The 15,048-nt window shown below is 70.6% G+C and carries 13 protein-coding genes and 1 riboswitch; of the genes, 5 read left to right on the plus strand and 8 right to left on the minus strand.

Going from position 1 to position 15,048, the window contains the following annotated elements; translation table 11 throughout:
* Positions 1-49 precede the first annotated feature (49 nt).
* Both KY572_RS20605 and KY572_RS20610 read right to left on the minus strand, forming a co-directional pair.
* Positions 50-1,750: an FHA domain-containing protein gene (locus KY572_RS20605; RefSeq protein WP_224244607.1), complete on the minus strand. Its 1,701-nt coding sequence runs from the start codon at positions 1,748-1,750 to the stop codon at positions 50-52.
* Positions 1,751-1,861: 111 nt separating this feature from the next.
* On the minus strand, positions 1,862-4,153 hold the full coding sequence (locus KY572_RS20610) for an SIR2 family NAD-dependent protein deacylase (RefSeq protein ID WP_224244608.1): 2,292 nt from the start codon (positions 4,151-4,153) through the stop codon (positions 1,862-1,864).
* Positions 4,154-4,255: 102 nt separating this feature from the next.
* On the opposite strand from KY572_RS20610, the gene KY572_RS20615 reads away from it, so the two are divergent.
* Both KY572_RS20615 and KY572_RS20620 read left to right on the plus strand, forming a co-directional pair.
* Positions 4,256-4,741 (plus strand): AgmX/PglI C-terminal domain-containing protein, encoded by a 486-nt coding sequence (locus tag KY572_RS20615; RefSeq protein WP_224244609.1) that lies wholly within the window; start codon positions 4,256-4,258, stop codon positions 4,739-4,741.
* 403 nt (positions 4,742-5,144) lie between these two features.
* Complete coding sequence (locus tag KY572_RS20620; RefSeq protein ID WP_224244610.1) at positions 5,145-5,876, plus strand: response regulator; 732 nt, start codon at positions 5,145-5,147, stop codon at positions 5,874-5,876.
* A 24-nt stretch (positions 5,877-5,900) separates the two neighbouring features.
* Here the strand turns inward: KY572_RS20620 and KY572_RS20625 are convergent, their stop codons facing one another.
* From KY572_RS20625 to KY572_RS20650, 6 genes are all read right to left on the minus strand, one after another.
* On the minus strand, positions 5,901-6,956 hold the full coding sequence (locus KY572_RS20625; protein ID WP_407659980.1) for a FecCD family ABC transporter permease: 1,056 nt from the start codon (positions 6,954-6,956) through the stop codon (positions 5,901-5,903).
* A 55-nt stretch (positions 6,957-7,011) separates the two neighbouring features.
* Positions 7,012-7,875 (minus strand): ABC transporter substrate-binding protein, encoded by an 864-nt coding sequence (locus tag KY572_RS20630; RefSeq protein WP_224244612.1) that lies wholly within the window; start codon positions 7,873-7,875, stop codon positions 7,012-7,014.
* Positions 7,876-7,884: 9 nt separating this feature from the next.
* Positions 7,885-9,276, minus strand: coding sequence for a hypothetical protein (locus KY572_RS20635; RefSeq protein WP_224244613.1), 1,392 nt, complete (start codon positions 9,274-9,276; stop codon positions 7,885-7,887).
* Complete coding sequence (locus KY572_RS20640) at positions 9,273-11,279, minus strand: TonB-dependent receptor plug domain-containing protein (RefSeq protein ID WP_224244614.1); 2,007 nt, start codon at positions 11,277-11,279, stop codon at positions 9,273-9,275. The genes KY572_RS20635 and KY572_RS20640 overlap by 4 nt, the downstream gene beginning before the upstream one ends.
* 56 nt (positions 11,280-11,335) lie before the next feature.
* Positions 11,336-11,574: riboswitch (cobalamin riboswitch) on the minus strand.
* A 7-nt stretch (positions 11,575-11,581) separates the two neighbouring features.
* Positions 11,582-12,106: an FHA domain-containing protein gene (locus tag KY572_RS20645; RefSeq protein WP_224244615.1), complete on the minus strand. Its 525-nt coding sequence runs from the start codon at positions 12,104-12,106 to the stop codon at positions 11,582-11,584.
* A 136-nt stretch (positions 12,107-12,242) separates the two neighbouring features.
* Positions 12,243-13,481, minus strand: a complete 1,239-nt coding sequence (locus KY572_RS20650; RefSeq protein WP_224244616.1) for a dipeptidase — start codon at positions 13,479-13,481, stop codon at positions 12,243-12,245.
* A 71-nt stretch (positions 13,482-13,552) separates the two neighbouring features.
* Here KY572_RS20650 and KY572_RS20655 point away from each other — a divergent pair, with 71 nt between their 5' ends.
* From KY572_RS20655 to KY572_RS20665, 3 genes are all read left to right on the plus strand, one after another.
* Entirely contained in the window at positions 13,553-14,215 is a 663-nt protein-coding gene (locus tag KY572_RS20655) for a YcjF family protein (protein ID WP_224244617.1), read from the plus strand.
* Between the two features lie 191 nt (positions 14,216-14,406).
* A complete protein-coding gene (locus KY572_RS20660) occupies positions 14,407-14,658 on the plus strand; it encodes a hypothetical protein (RefSeq protein ID WP_224244618.1) in 252 nt (83 codons plus the stop codon).
* Complete coding sequence (locus KY572_RS20665) at positions 14,655-15,011, plus strand: ComEA family DNA-binding protein (protein ID WP_224244619.1); 357 nt, start codon at positions 14,655-14,657, stop codon at positions 15,009-15,011. Before KY572_RS20660 ends, KY572_RS20665 begins: the two co-directional genes overlap by 4 nt.
* Positions 15,012-15,048: the final 37 nt, after the last annotated feature.

The following is a 15,048-nucleotide window of genomic DNA, read 5'->3' on the forward strand; positions in this document are numbered from 1 at the left end:
TCTCAACCGGTCAACCGGACGCGGGGCCATGGGACAGGCGATTCCCTGCCTACCTGACCCCTGGATTGGTGAGCTGGGGGACGTCCTCCTCCAGCACCTCGAAGGCCGCCACCTTGTCCTTGGGGGGCCTCACGAGGCGCTCTCCCAGAGGGAGGACGTCGAAGCGCGCTCCGATGGAAGCCAGGGTCTTCCCGGTAATCAGGACCTGCCCCGGGGTGGCGGTGTTCGCCAGCCAGCCGGCGATGGGGACACCCTCTCCCACCGCGCTGAGGTCCAGCCGGGCCTCGGGGCCGATCATCCCCACCAGACCTCGAGTGGTATGGATCGCGATGCGCAGCTCGCACCGCTCGTCCGCGGGGCGGCGCGCCATGGCCCGCTGCCAGTCGGCGCGCAGCGCCAGCCCCGCCCGGACCGCCCGGACGGGATCATCCGGCCGGCCCGTGGGGTAGCCGAAGAGGGCCCGGACGGACTCGCCCAGGAAGGACTCCACCGAGCCCTCGAAGCTGTAGATGAGGCCACTCATCTTCGCGTGGAAGTCGTTGAGGACGGCGGAGGCCCGCGTGGGGCCGATCCGGGAGCTGAGCGCGCCGAAGCCCGCCATCTCCGCGTAGAGGACAGTGAGGGGCCGCTCCTCCAGCGCCGGCAGCCGGCCTCCGGTGCGCAGGGCCTCCACGGCGCGGCGCTCGGCCACCTCGGGCGGGTGGAAGCGCTCCAGCAGGCGGCGCAGGCCCGCGCCGCTGCCGGCCCCCTCCTTCTGAGGCTGCGCCGAGAAGCGCTGCACCCCGCTGGCCACCAGGTGGGCCACGGCGGTGCAGGCCTCGAGCATCACCTCCAGGGTGGTCTCCGCCTCCGCGGGGGTGTTGACGTAGAGCACGCCGGCGAAGGGGGGCTCGCGGCCGATGGGGATGCACAGCACCCGGTCCACTCCATAGAGGATGACGCTCTCGCGGCCAGCGAAGCGCCGGTCATCGCGCACATCGCCCACGGCCAGCGCGCGACCCTGGCGCAGGGCCTCCTCGACGACGGCATCCGAGACGGGCACCTCGCCCTTGGCCAGCTTGCCTCGGTGACGCACGGAGGCGGGCACCAGGACGCCGCTGGAGTGGCGCAGCAGCACCACGGCGGTGGTGGCCTCGGTGCGCTCGAGCACGCGGTCCATGGCGGACTCGAGGAAGGCGGGCAGCGTGTCGGCGGTGGCCAGCGACTCCGCCGTGCGGAACAGCAGGACGAGCGTCTCGTAGGAGACGCGGGGGCTGGCCGTCCCAGGGTCGATGGGCGTGCCGGCCCCCGTGGGATTATCGAAGGCGACGGGCTCGAAGTTGTCGAGCGCCCTCAGCACGTCCAGGTCCTTCACGTTCTTGGCGAGGATGACGGAGGGCGCCACGTCATCCCCCATCCCGAAGCGGCGCACCCCTCCGGCGCCCAGGTCCACCATCTCCGTGGCGGCGCTCTCCACCGTGTGGGGCTGGCGCACCGAGAGGGTGTTCTCTCCGAGCGTGACGGTGTCTCCGGGGGACAAGTCCTTGCTGCCCTGCAGGGGCTGACCGTTGATGCGGCTGCCGTTGCGGCTGCCCAGGTCCTCGATGCGCAGCGCGTCCCCATCCACGTGCAGACGGGCATGCTTGCGGGAGACGAGATCTCCGCCGAGCACGATGTCGTTCTCATCTGCTCGGCCGAGGCTCGTCACCCCTTCGGGGAGATCGTACGGAGTGTCGAAGTAGCCCGGGCCGTTGATGATGATCTGCCACATCGGTCCTCCGAGATTACACGACCGTTCTGATTGTCAGCGCGGTTCTCCATTTGGGTGCTGACGATTTCACGGGCAGGTCGAGTCGCTGGGAAGGAGGCGTATCGCAACGCGTCATTCCAGGCTATCCTCCCGGCGCGAGTCCCAGAGCTGCAGCTCCCCATTGCCACTGAGGACGTATTGAAGGGCCGTGGGGCTGTCCGGAAACGCCTTGCGGACCTCCTGCCGGGCTCGAAGGACGGCGTCCGCGATGGGCAGGCCGGTGAGCAGATCGCGGTGAAGGGCGGCCATGAAGGTCGCTCCGGCCTCCGCGCCCGGCATGTCGAAGGCTCCGACGAAGGCGCCCACGCCCAGCTCGGTGGCCATGTCCAGGAAGCCCTCGCGCCCTTCGAAGACGGTGCCCGGGGAGATGGGAGCGGGCATCCGCTGGGCGCGAGCGTCCGTGAGGTACCACCCCAGCACCGGCGGAGCGAACGCCGAGGAGGGGGCGTTCAGCACCAGGAACGGCAGGCGTCCGCGGCTGAGGATGGAGCGCAAGGTGCCTTCCGAGAGGTCCACGTCCCCCGCGAGCCCCAGGAAGAGCTCGCCGTCCCTGCGGCCCACGAAGCCCGTGTAGTGGAGGAGATCGGGCAGCGCGGCATCCAGCTCCGCCATGACGCGGGTGAAGGTCGCGTCCGAGCCCTGGAGAACGGTGCAGGAGAACCCGCGCGCGCCCTGGTACTGCCGTGCGATGCGCTCGAGCTCGCGGGCCGAACCACCTCCAGCCGCGCCTCGTCCCTCGACGAGCAGGACGCGAGGAGCTGAACGAACCGGAGGAGCCCCTCGGGACTTGGCCGGGACACCGACGGGCACACGGACCAGCTTGCGCTGGAGGCACATCGGCTGGCCCTGGATGGGCAGCAGCTCCCAGGGGAAGCGCGACAGGCGGGGAGGCACACGCAGCAGGAGCGGCTCCTGCGACGCGGCGCCGCTGGCTCCCAGCACGTCGAGGACCTTGCGCACCTCCTGCCGCTCGAAGACCCGCGTGAGCTCCGCGTAGCGCGAGGCCGGCAGCTCCCCGCCCAGGCCCTCACCCACGGCCTGCTGCAGGACCAGCGCCATCTCCCGGTTCAACGCCGCTCGCCCGATCTCCTCGGCCACTTCCCGGCCCTGGCGGCTCAGCCGGAGCTTCACCAGCCCGTTCTTGAACCTGCCGAGGGCGAGCATGTCCGGCCCGGAAGCATCCAGCGGGAGCTCCTCGGCCACCGACTCGGCCGGCACGCCCTCTTCCAAGGCGTCCCCCAGCTCGTCATCCAGGGAGAACGACTCCAACGAGGGCTTGAAGGTCTGGGCCGTCTGAGGAGGCGCGGCACCCGGGGGCGCGGCGGGCGGCTTGCTCGTCGCGGACGCCGGAGACGGAATCGGAGCCGGGGCTGCCGCCGGCGCGGCCTCGGGCGTCTGGTTGAAGCTCAGCCAGGCAGGCCCCGTCTTCGCGGGCACGGCCTGGTTGTGCGAGACGACCCCGGAGACGGACCCGGCCGTTGCCGGCACGGGGGCCTGGTGCTTCACACCCCCACCCTGGGGCGGCGGCGGCGGCGGGAGCACCGCGGACTGCAACGACTCCAGGAAGTGCAGCACCTGCTCGTGCCGGTCCTTCTCATAGGAGATGACGCGGATGCGCGCCGTGCGCCAGAGCACCTCCCGCTCCACGGGCCCCACGTCCATCATCAGCGCGAAGCGATCGGGGACGAAGCCCTTGAAGTGGGTGAGCTGCCGGTCCATCAGCAGCCGGAAGTCCGGATCCGACAGCGAGTAGCCCACGAAGAAGAGTGCCTTGGTGAGCAGCAGGCCGGTGAAGGCCTCGTTGAAGGCGGGGTTGGCGTGGATGATCTCGCTGTAGTCGTGCGAGGTGAGCACCACCGTGTTGGGCTGATCGATGTCCCCGTGCGCCTTGAGGATGAACCGGCCGCCCTCGAAGAGCAGCCGGCCCAGCGCCTCCGTGTCCTTGTGGGTCAGCGTCCGCGGATAGCCGCCCAGCACCTTCGAGTAGGCGCGCTCCAGCAGCTTGTCGTAGTTGGTCGTCACCCACGCGCTGAAGGGCAGGTGCATCAGCAGCTCGTGCGTCCTGGGGAGCGCGGCCTGGTCTCCGCGCACCTTCTCCGTGAGGAACTGGTGGTAGGACGAGCCCAGCTTCTCCCGGCAGAACTCCGCCACCTCCAGCAGCTTGCCCCGCTTCACGAGCTCCCGGAGCTCGTCCTGGTGGCTCTCCCCGTCCGGCAGCGCGCGCCCCAGCTCCTCGATGCTCAGCTCGAGCAGCTTGCCCCACATGGGCAGCCCGGCCCCGGCCGACAGGCCCGCGCCGACGAACACCACGCACCGCTTCTCCTGGATGTAGCGGACGAGCAACCCGGGCAGCTTCGGAGTCATAGGAAGCCAACGATCGAACACGAAGCGGCTGCTTGCCAACATGGAGCGACCGATTCCTCCCCCAGCGTCGCTCCCACGCTCCCTGTGCTAGATCCGACCGCCATGGCCCACCCGCTGGCGATGGCACTCCTGGCGCTGTCCCTGAGCAGCACCCCTGTCATCCCGCGAGCCACGGGGCGCGCTCCCAAGCCGCCCGCCCCCGTCGAGAACCCCAAGCCGCCGCCTCCCGCCCCGGAGACGCCGCAGCCTCAGCGGCCGCCGCGCGACGAGCCCTCGGAGCAGCACGCCCAGAACACCCAGCGCGAGGACCCCGCCTTCGCGGTCATCCGACAGAACACCTCGCAGATCGAGAGCTGCTTCGCCCGCGCGCGCGCCCGCTCCCCTCGCATCCAGGGCGAGGTCGTCGTGGAGTGGGACATGACGCTCGGGGGCTACGTCGAGAAGGCGCAGGCCACCAGCAACACGACTGGAGACAGCGAGCTCGCCAGCTGCATCGTCAGCGCCGTGAAGGGCTGGTCGTTCCCGGGACGAGACATCACCCATCCCTCGCACCTGCGCCACGCCTTCCGGCTCACGGTGCTGCAGTAGCGCCATGACGACACGGGGGTTCCCCGTGTGGGAAGCCCACCCCTGAGACTCGAGTCTCATGCGTGCCTTGCGCGTCACGTACGCATGTCGCCTTGCCAACGCTCGACCGGTTCGTCACGGAAATGACACGGCGACGCACGCAACGTGTTCGCAATAACAGAACTCCCACACGACTCGGAAAGGCCGGCAACACTCCGGGTGTTGGCGGGGAAGATGAAAAGGAGCCCGTCCATCAGCTCTCCGCAGTGGAGCAGGAAAATTCCGCGATCCAGACGGGGCCCCTCACTGCAAAACCTACAGAGGTGAGCTCCGCTCAGAAGTATCCGACACCCCCGCACCTCCATTCAGGTTCGACCTTCAGCCAGGGGGGCAGCTCCGGGGATTTCCCCAAGGGAGAATCCGTATGACACCCGTAGACACCGAGCCGAGGCTGGCAGCCGTCCCGCGCCGCCGCCGGGTCTTGCTGGTGGATGACAGCGCCACCTTCCTCCACGCCGTCATGGAGGAGCTGCGCAAGGATGGGCACGAGCTGATCACCGCGGGCACCGCCGAGGAGGCGCTCGCGCTGCTCAAGACCCAGATGGTGGACTGCATCCTGATGGACCTGGTGCTGCCAGGGATGGATGGCATCGCGGCCTCGAGCATCATCCGCTCCAACCCGAAGATGGCCACCGTGCCGCTGCTGATGTTCACCGCGCGCTTCGAGAGCCAGACGATGGCGGAGGCGCTCGCGGCCGGGGTGGATGCGTTCTGTCCCAAGGCCAGTGACTTGTCGCTGCTGCGCTCCCAGGTGCGCAACCTGCTGCGGCGGCGGACGACGGAGTCCGAGCTCCCGGCCATCACGACGCCGCGCGCCCCCTCGAAGGCGGAGGCCAACCCGGGCACGCTGTTCGATCGCGTGGTGGCGTGCAGCGGCCTGCCTCCGGTGATCGCCGCGACGACCGTGGCGCGCGCGTGCCACCGCGCCAACGTGGATCCGGAGATCCTGGACGAGGAGAAGCTCCTGCGGTCCCTGCCCTTCATCCGCGAGGCGCTGCGCATCTTCCTGACCGAGCATGAGACGCGCAAGCGCATGGTGCACATCGAGGCGCTGGCGAACGTGGCGCGCCTGGCGTCGGCGGCGGGGGCCCGGTAGCCAGGGGCAGGCCGTGCGGGGCCGTCACCCGCCGAGGGGGCCGCCGCGCCGGTACAGCAGGGCGATGAAGAGCGGGCCGCCGAGCAGCGCGGTGATGACGCCGACGGGCGGCTCGGAGCCGAAGAAGGCGAAGGACACGCGCGCCAGCAGATCGGCCAGCACCAGGAACGCGGCGCCGCCCAGCGCGGAGAGCGGCACCAGCAGCCGCTGATCCGGACCGAAGGCGAGCCGCAGCACGTGCGGGACGATGAGCCCCACGAAGCCGATGAGGCCGGTGAGCGCCACGGCCCCGGCGACACTGGCGCTGGTGGCCAGCAGGAGCAGGCGCCGGGTGCGCGCCACGGGGACTCCGAGCGCCGAGGCGTCATCATCCCCGAGCGTCATCAGGTTGAGCCGGCCGGACAGCGCGATCATGACGCCGATGGTGACGGCCTGCAGGAGCGCGGCGAGCCCGAGCGTGGCCCCGCGCTCGTGGCCGAGCGCACCGGCGAGCCAGAAGAGGATCTCCCCCAGCCGGTCCGGATCCGACAGCGTCTTGATCAGGGTGATGGCGGCGGAGGCGAAGGCGTTGAAGACGACACCCGTGAGCAGCGCGGCGTAGGGCGCGCGGGCGGAGTGGCCTCGGCTGGCGGCCAGGACGAAGAGCACGGAGCCGCCAGCGCCCAGGAACGCGAGCAGCGCCGGGCCGGAGAGCCGCGACAGGCCCCCCATCAGCCCCGGCGCCACCTGCCCCACGGTGGCCAGGCCGAAGGCGAGCGCGAGCGTGGCGCCCAGGGCCGCGCCTCCCGAGACGCCGAGGACGAAGGGGTCCGCGAGCGGGTTGCGCAGCAGGCCCTGGAGGGTGGAGCCGGAGGCGGCGAGCCCCGCGCCGACGATGAGGCCCAGCAGGGCACGAGGCAGACGCACGGACCAGAAGATGACGGCGTCCGTGGACTTCGGCTGGCCCAGCGCCTTGGAGAGGGAGATGGGCTGCTCGCCGAAGCGGACGGCCAGGGCGAAGGCGAGCACGGTGAGCACCAGCCCCGCGACACACAGGCCCAGGATGCGCGAGGCACTCACGCCCCTGCCCTCTTGCCTCACGCCCCTGTCCTCCGCTCCGGAACCAAGCCAGCCCCTCTCGGGCGATGCGGGCGGCTCAGCGAACCTGGACGCCCGGATGCAGCAAGCCGAACAGCTCCTCGAGCCCCCGCGCCAGCGAGGGCCCGGGCTGCAGCAGCGCGAAGGAGGGCACCTCCACCCAGCGCGCGTCGGACAGCCCGGGCAGAGACTGGATCTTCTCCTTGCCCACGTCCACATCCGCGGCGTCCACCACCACGTCCGGGCGGATGCGCACCGCGCGTTCCACGGAGTAGACGGGGTATGCGGAGCCGCCATCGCCCGCGACGTTGATGGCGCCCGCGTCCCGCAGCAGCTCGTCTGCGAAGGAGCCGGGCCCGGCCACGACGAGGGGCTCGAAGCCATAGGCCAGGAGCACCCGGCGCGTGGGGAGCTTCTTCGCCGCCTCGCGGATCCGGGCGCGGGTGGCCTCGATGCGGGAGCTGAGCGCCTCCGCCTCCTTTATATGTCCGAGCGCCTGCCCCACCGCGCGCAGGGCGGCGAGCGTGTCCGCCACGCTGTGCAGGGGCAGCAGGAGCACGGGGACGCCCAGCTCCGCCATGCGCTCCACGGGCCGCTGGTTGCCGGGCCCCGGCTGGACGAGGACGAGGTCCGGCTCGAGCGCGATGACGGCCTCCACGGAAGGGTCCACGAAGCCCCCCACCCGAGGCAGGTCCGCCACGGCCTTGTCGGTATCGAAGCGGGAGACGCCCACGAGCGTGTCGCGGGCCCCCATGGCGATGACCATGTCCGTGAGGGACGGGGCCAGCGTCACCACGCGCCTCACCTTCCCCTCCTTCTTCGGCCCGAGGAAGCGGGGCGCGGCTTGCGGAGGGGCGGCACCCGCCGCGCTGGAGAAGCCCAGCACGGCGAGCAGGAGCAGTGAGGCGAGGCGCGGCATCATGCGGGGCTCCTAGGGAATGGCGACGACGTCACTGACGAGGGAGAAGCCGGCCTCCCGCTGGCAGGCGGGGATGGGCGCCGGCTTCGAGGGACCGAGGCCGCGCACCTCGACGAGCTGCGAGCCGGAGACGTCATAGACGAAGATGCGGCCCGCGTTGTTGTCTCCCACGTACGCCCGGCTGCCCACCACGGCGAAGCGGCCAGCGGACGGAAGGGCGCAGGTGCCGCCGGTCGGCGGGCAGGCGATGAGCTGCGTGGACACCACGGCGTCCTGCTCGTCGAGCAGCACCATGGACGTCTTCTCCACCGCCACGAGGTTGAAGCTGGCGTCATAGGTGGCCTTGCCGGCGCAGCTCACCAGGAGCTTGTTCGCCACGGGCGCGAGCCAGCCCGGGTTGAGGCAGTCGTTGCCGAGCGGCAGGTACGTCACCTCGCGCGTCTCCGGGGTGATGCGGGCGACGAGCCCGGGGCCGCCGGGGCCATAGGTGTTCGGGTCCAGGTTGTTGAGGGCCACATAGAGGCGCCCCTTGTGCGCGACGATGCCCGAGGGCGAGGGGATGGGGCTGCTGCCCTGGAACGGCTGGAGCGCGGCGCCCCCGGGGAGCTGGAGGTACGAGGTGTCGAGCTGGGGCTGGGCCGGGTTGGCCAGGCTCACGCGCGCCACCTTGCCACCGGCGGACACGTCGCCACCCAGGTTGCCATAGAGCGTCACCCACAGCTCCGAGCCGATCCGGGCCATGGCGAACGGGTTGGTGTTGGCGCCGAAGTCCACGGACGCCACGGGCGTCAGCCCGAGCCCCTGCGGGAAGCGCGTACCGTCGGTGAGCGGGCCCGGCTCGGTCTTGCGCTGGAACACGAGCAGCGTGTTGCTGGTGGAGTTGAGGACGTAGACGTACGGGTCCTCGACGAGCAGCTGGTTGGGCGCGACGCCCGTGTCGAGCGCGGGGACGCCGGGCAGGGGGGCGTAGTCCGACAGCCGGGCCTGGCGCAGCTTGTTGGCGGCATCGAGCACCAGCAGCACGTCCTGCATGGCGGCCACCGACTGCGGGCGCTCGCCGAGGGGGCGATTGGGTCCCTTGAGGTCCGAGCCGGACTGGATGCCCACCACCTGGCCGGTGTTGAAGCAGGCGGCGACGATGTCGTTGTTGCACAGGCCCTCGCCGCAGCGCTGGCAGCTCCCCTGGGAGCAGACCTGCTCCGGCCCACAGGCGACGCCACACGCGCCGCAGTCCGTGGTGGAGCTGGTCAGGTCCACGCACTCTCCGGAGCACTCGGTGAGGCCCTCGCCACACTCGACGCCTTCGTCCGGGCAGCCGCTCAGCAGCAGCCCGAAGGCCGCCACCGTCAGCGCCAACCACCTGGGAGCCGTCGTCTGCTCCATCCTCATCTGCCTGCTGCTCATCGCGAGTCCATCCTCTGCTGGGTGTTCGTGGGGGAAGGGCCGCCGAACGCCACCGCGAGCGTCGCGTAGGCGGAGCGGCCAGGAAGGGGGTAGCCGTCCAGGTCCTCGGCGTGCACGTCGAAGACGTTCTTCAGCTCCACGGAGACGGTCAGCTCGGGCGAGCGTCCCCAGGAGCTCGAGAGGCCGGCGTGGACGAAGGTGCGTCCCGGCAGCACGGCCTCCTCGGTGCGGTTGGTGAACTGCGCGGACTGCGCCGCCACCTCCACGCGCCCGGTGAGCCAGCGCGGGCCACCGGACACGCGCGCGTTCAGCTTGTGGCGGGGCCGGTACGGCAGCTCCTTGCGGTAGTAGCGCGGGTCATCCCGGAGGTTGCGCGAGACGAGCAGCGTGTAGCCCAGCGTGCCCGCCAGCCAGGGGTAGGGACGCCACTCGCCCTCGGCCTCGAGCCCGGTCACGCTCGCGGCGGCGAAGTTGTAGGGCTTGGCGGCGAATGGCGGGTACAGCTCATAGAGGATGAGGTCCTCGTAGAGGCTGTAGAAGCCGCCCACGGAGGCCAGCGAGTGCTCGGTGCGGTGCACCACCGCCATGTCCGCGTACAGCGCGCGCTCCGGGCGCAGCGCGGGGTTGGGCAGCAGCACGCCCTGGCGCACGTACAGCTCCAGGAAGGAGGGCGCGCGGTGGGCCTGGCCGACGTTGGCTCGCAGCTCGAGGCCCCCGGGCAGCTCCAGCGTGGCCCCCACCTTCGGAGACAAGAGCGTGTACGAGCCCGCGCGCTCCACGCGCAGGGAGGGCGCGACGAGCAGGAGTCCTCCCGCCAGCACCATCTCGTCCATCACCATGGCGCTGGCGCGCACCCAGCCCGGGCGAGCGCCATCCGCCGCGTTGTCCTCCACGCCGGTGACGTCCTCTGCGGACACCGTCAGCGCCGCGGACACGCCGTGCCAGCCCGCCAGCAGCTTGCGCGCCTCCAGCTCCGCTCCACCCACCCGCTGGACCTGGGAGGCCTGCTCCGACGGAGGCCCGTTGGACAGGGCGATGCGGTCTCCCCGGAACCAGGCCCGCGCGGAGCCTCGCGCGCCTTCGAGCTCTCCCGACAGCCGCAGGCTCGTCGCCAGGCGCCCCGTGCTCTGCCTCGCGTCCGGCAGCGGGTTGGTCGCGGTGCCCGCCAGGCCCCGGTCATCCGCGGACAGCTCTCCGAGCAGGTCCACCTCGAAGCCACCGCTCAGCTCATGCCTCAGCCGCAGCAGCCCGCCCGCGCCCCGCGCATCGTTGTTGGTCCGGCGCCGCTCGACGAGCGCATCGCCAGGAAACGCCGGGCTCGGATCGAAGAGAAAGGAGAAGTCTCCCTCGGACTGACCGCCGTGCAGCAGCAGCAGCGCCTCCACACCGGCCAGCGGCCCCGTCGCGGACAGCCAACCCAGGCGCGTGCCCCAGCTTCCATAGGTGGCCTCGCCGGCCACGCGAGCCTCCGAGCCGGGGCGATGGGTGATGACGTTCACCACGCCGCCCAGCCCGCCCGAGCCGTAGCGCGTGCCGGCCCCGCCGCGCAGCACCTCGAAGCGCTCCACCAGCGCCAGCGGCACGCGGGACAGATCGGCGATGCCTCCCGCGCCATTGAGCGGAACCCCATCCAGCAGCAGGGCCACGCCGGTGGGAGCCGCGCCTCGGACCACCACGTTCTTGCTCTGCCCGTAGCCGCCGGAGTCCTGCACCTGCACGCCGGTGGAGGTGGAGAGCACCTCGGCGGCATCCTTCGCGGCTCCGCCGTAGTCGGACGTCTGGATGACGGTGAGCGCGCCGCTGGGGTCCCTCTGGCTCGCGGAGTCCAGTGGCTCGACGACGCGAGGCGCGCTGACCTCCACGGTGGGAACGGAGATGACCTCGCCGCCCTCGGGCTCGGGGGAGATGGGGGCGTCGGCCTCGGGCGCGCTCTGGGCCCGTACGACTCCACTCAGGCTGAGCGCCAGGCCCACCGCGGCCGTGGCGAGGAATGACTGCCCCATGCTCCGCCTTCCGCTCTCTCCATCGAAGAGAGAAGGCCAACCGGTGGCGTCTCCAAGGACGACCGGACCTCTGGGCAGGTCTCCTGGCTCATGGGCTCCGGCGCGAGAGCGCACGCTGCGCCTCTCCGAAAGGAGCCCTCCCCCTTCCCCAGGAGCCCTGCTCCCGAGTGGGGACTGCCGAGGACTCCGGCCCTGACCTTCAGGGCTGCCCACATACAGTGGCGGGACCGCGCCGGACTTCCACCGGCTTCCCTCTTGCGTGCCCGACGTGGGCACCCAAAGGCGCGCCCCTTCTAGGGGGTTCAGCCCACGGACGTCAAGCGCACGGGCGTGAGTGCCCGAGCATGAACGTACTGCTCGAACGCGGAGGCATGGAGGAAGGCCATCTCCACGCCACCGAAGCGCAGCGAGGCGCGCTCGAACAGCGGCGTGGGCCGGCCGGGGACGATGAGCACGCCGGCCTGGAAGGTGCCGTTGTGGCTCTCGGCGTCCACCACGTGCCACATGCCGGTGTGCGGCTCCTGGCGGAAGCAGGCGTGGAGGCGCGACACGGTGGCGTCCTCGATGACGAGATCGCAGTCCGGAGCACGACCGAGGGTGATGTCGGCTCCACCCATCGTGCGCTTGCGAAGCTCGAACACGAGCGGCTCGGCGGCGCCATGCCGCCGGGGCCGCGTGTCGGGCACCGTGAAGTCGACGAAGCCCAGGTGGGGATCCGGCCGGGGCGGCGGAGACTCCCAGACGAGCACGGGCCAGGAGACCGCCTTGAGGACGGCTTCACGGTCATACATGAGCTGAGAGGCCAGAACAGAGAACCTGAGCGCCACGACGCCACCCCTCTCCCGGAGTCGATGCCGCAAGCTGTACATGCCCCTGGGTGGCGACTACCCCCCTGCACCTCGGGGGGCTTGCATTGATCTCGAGCGTCCACTCCGAGCGTGATTTTTCTCGGAGGGCCGTCTCTCAACGCGAGCCCTGTTCAGCGCGCAACGTCTGGCTGACGCGCTCGGCCTCGCGGAAGACGCGCAGCAGGTTGCCGCCGAGGATCTTCTGCACCTGCTCGGGGGTGTAGCCGCGAGCCAGGAGTGCCTCGGTGATGCGAGGCAGGTCCGCGACGGAGTCGATGCCCTCCGGGGTGGAGGAGATGCCATCGAAGTCCGAGCCGAGCCCCACATGTTCGACACCCGCCACCTTGGCGACATGATCGATGTGGTTGATGAGCGCCTCGAGGGGTGGGCGCGCGAGCTTGCCGGCCCACTGCCGCTCTGTGGCAATGAAGGCGCGCAGGCGGGTGCCAGGGTCAGCTTTGCGCAGCTTCGCCGACACGGCCGCCATGGCGGCGTCGCGGGCGCGCGCCTGGGCGGAGTAGCCCTTGCTGAACTCCTCGTCGATGAAGGCGGAGAAGAAGTTGACCATCACGACGCCGCCGTTGGCGGCCACGGCGCGGAGCATCTCGTCGGTCATGTTGCGGCGGGCGGAGGTCAGCGCGCGGGCGGACGAGTGGGAGGCGATGACGGGCGCGCGAGACACCTTCAACGTCTCGAAGAACGTCTCGTCGGAGACGTGGGAGATGTCCACGAGCATCCCGAGCCGGTTCATCTCGCGGACGACGTCCTCGCCGAAGGGGGTGAGGCCGCCGTGGTGCTTCACCTTGGGGTTGTTGATGTCGCCGGAGGCGTCTGCCCAGCTGTTCGTGTTGGACCAGGTGAGGGTCATGTACCGCACGCCGAGCCGGTAGAAGGCGCGCAGCAGGTGGAGGTCGTCCTCGATGGCATGGCCGCCCTCGATGCCCATGAGCGTGGCGAGCTTCTTCTGGACGCCCGAGCGCGCGTCGACGATGTCCTGGGCGGACAGGGCGAGCACCATCTGATCGGGGTGGCGTTCAATCTGCCGGTGGACGGAGTCGATGAGGCTCAGGGCGCGATGGGCGGCGCGGCCGGCGTGCGCCTGGGGGTCGACCCAGATGGAGAAGAAGACGCCGCCCAGGTTGCCGGCGCGCGCCTTGGCGAGGTCCACGTGGCCCTCGGTGATGGGCGTCTCCGAGCCGATATCGAAGCCCTCGTCGAGGAAGCGCTGAGGCGTGTCCATGTGTCCATCGATGACGATGGCCGACTGATGAACAGCGCGAGCATCGGGGGCGGGAGGAGCGGCGACGGGGGATGTGCCCGCGAGCAGCAGGGTGACGAGGAGGACACGGATCAAGACAGGACTCCTTCGAGGAAGGGCGAGCCCGCTCTATCATGCTCGGAGCTTCAGCCCAGGAGGGGACGACCATGTCGTGGCTCGACACATTGGATGACATCCGGACTCGGGACTTCAGCAAGGTGCCAGAGAAGGAGCGGGACAAGACGGCGCGAGAGGTCATCAACATGTGCTCGTACGCGGCGGCGCTGGTGGCCATCTCGCCGCTCCCGCTGTCGGACGTGGTGCTGACGCTGCCCATCCAGACGGGCATGGTCGTCACGGTGGGGCACATCTACGGGCGCAAGGTGACGAAGGCGTCCGCGCGGGAGCTCATCCTCGAGCTGGGCACCACGGCGGGAGTGGGCCTGCTGGCGCGGCAGGGCATCAAGGCGCTCGTCCCCGTCTTCGGCGCGATCCTCACGGTGGCGCCGGCCTTCGCGGCCAACTGGGCGATGGGCCGCGTGGCGATGGAGTACTTCAAGGACCCGGGCCTCAACCGCGAGGGCCTGAAGGAGGTGTTCCGGCGAGCGAAGGCCGAGGGCAGCTCCCTCTTCACGCGGGAGGGGTTCGAGCGCTTCCGGAAGCAGAACGAGAAGAGCGTGCAGGACGTGGCGAAGGCGGCGAGCCAGCAGGCCGAGACCGAGACCGAGGTCGAGGCTCCAGCTCCGAGGAAGGCCGCGGCGAAGAAGGCTCCCGCGAAGAAGGCGGCCCGGAAGAAGCCGGCCTCGAAGAAGAGCGCCGCGAAGCGGTAGGCCTCACCGTCCATTGGAGTCCACGATCGTGGACGCTCGGCGTGCTCTGTAAGGGGCGCGCCCAGGTGTGCTCAGAGGGAAACACCGTTGGCACGGCGGCTGCTCCAGACGCGGGCGACCTCAGGCGGTCGAAGCCGATGAGGCGCCCGCGCCACGGTGGCGCGGGGAGAGTGAAGGAGCGAGGTAGGAAGATGCTGACGGCAGGAAAGCGGTTGGCGGTGTTCTCCATTCGGGAGGGCAAGGGCGGGAGCATCTGGGTGCGTGCGGGGAGCGCCTTCGTGAACAAGGACGGCTCGCTGAACGTGCTGCTGGACGTGCTGCCGCTGGACGGCAAGCTGCACGTGCGCGAGGCGGCGGACAAGCGGGACGGGGCGCAGGCGGCCGGGGGGCGCTTCCCGGCGGATGCGGGGCTGGAGTCGGGGCTCATCGGAGGCCACTCGTGAGCGGGCGTGCGGCCAGGGTGGCGTGGATGGTGGTGCTCGGGCTGGTGTTGTGTGGGCCCGGGCTGGCGGAGGCAGGTCGCAGCCGCACGCAGTACACGGGAGTGGTGAACCTCAACGAGGCGTCGAAGGAGGAGCTGGATCGCCTTCCGGGCGTGGGGCTGAAGGCGGCGGAGCGCATCCTCGAGCGCCGGAAGAAGCAGCCCTTCAAGCGCATCGAGGAGTTGGTGCGCGTGAAGGGCTTCGGGAAGAAGAAGTTCCAGAAGCTCAAGCCGTACCTCACGTTGACGGGTGCCACGACGCTGCAGGCGGAGAAGAGCAGCGCTTCGGACGCGCCGAAGAAGTCGAAGCACTGAAGCCGTAACCTGGGCCGCTCCGTTGCCGACATGGCGG

Source organism: Hyalangium gracile (assembly GCF_020103725.1).
In the GTDB taxonomy this organism is placed as follows: Bacteria; Myxococcota; Myxococcia; order Myxococcales; family Myxococcaceae; genus Hyalangium; species Hyalangium gracile.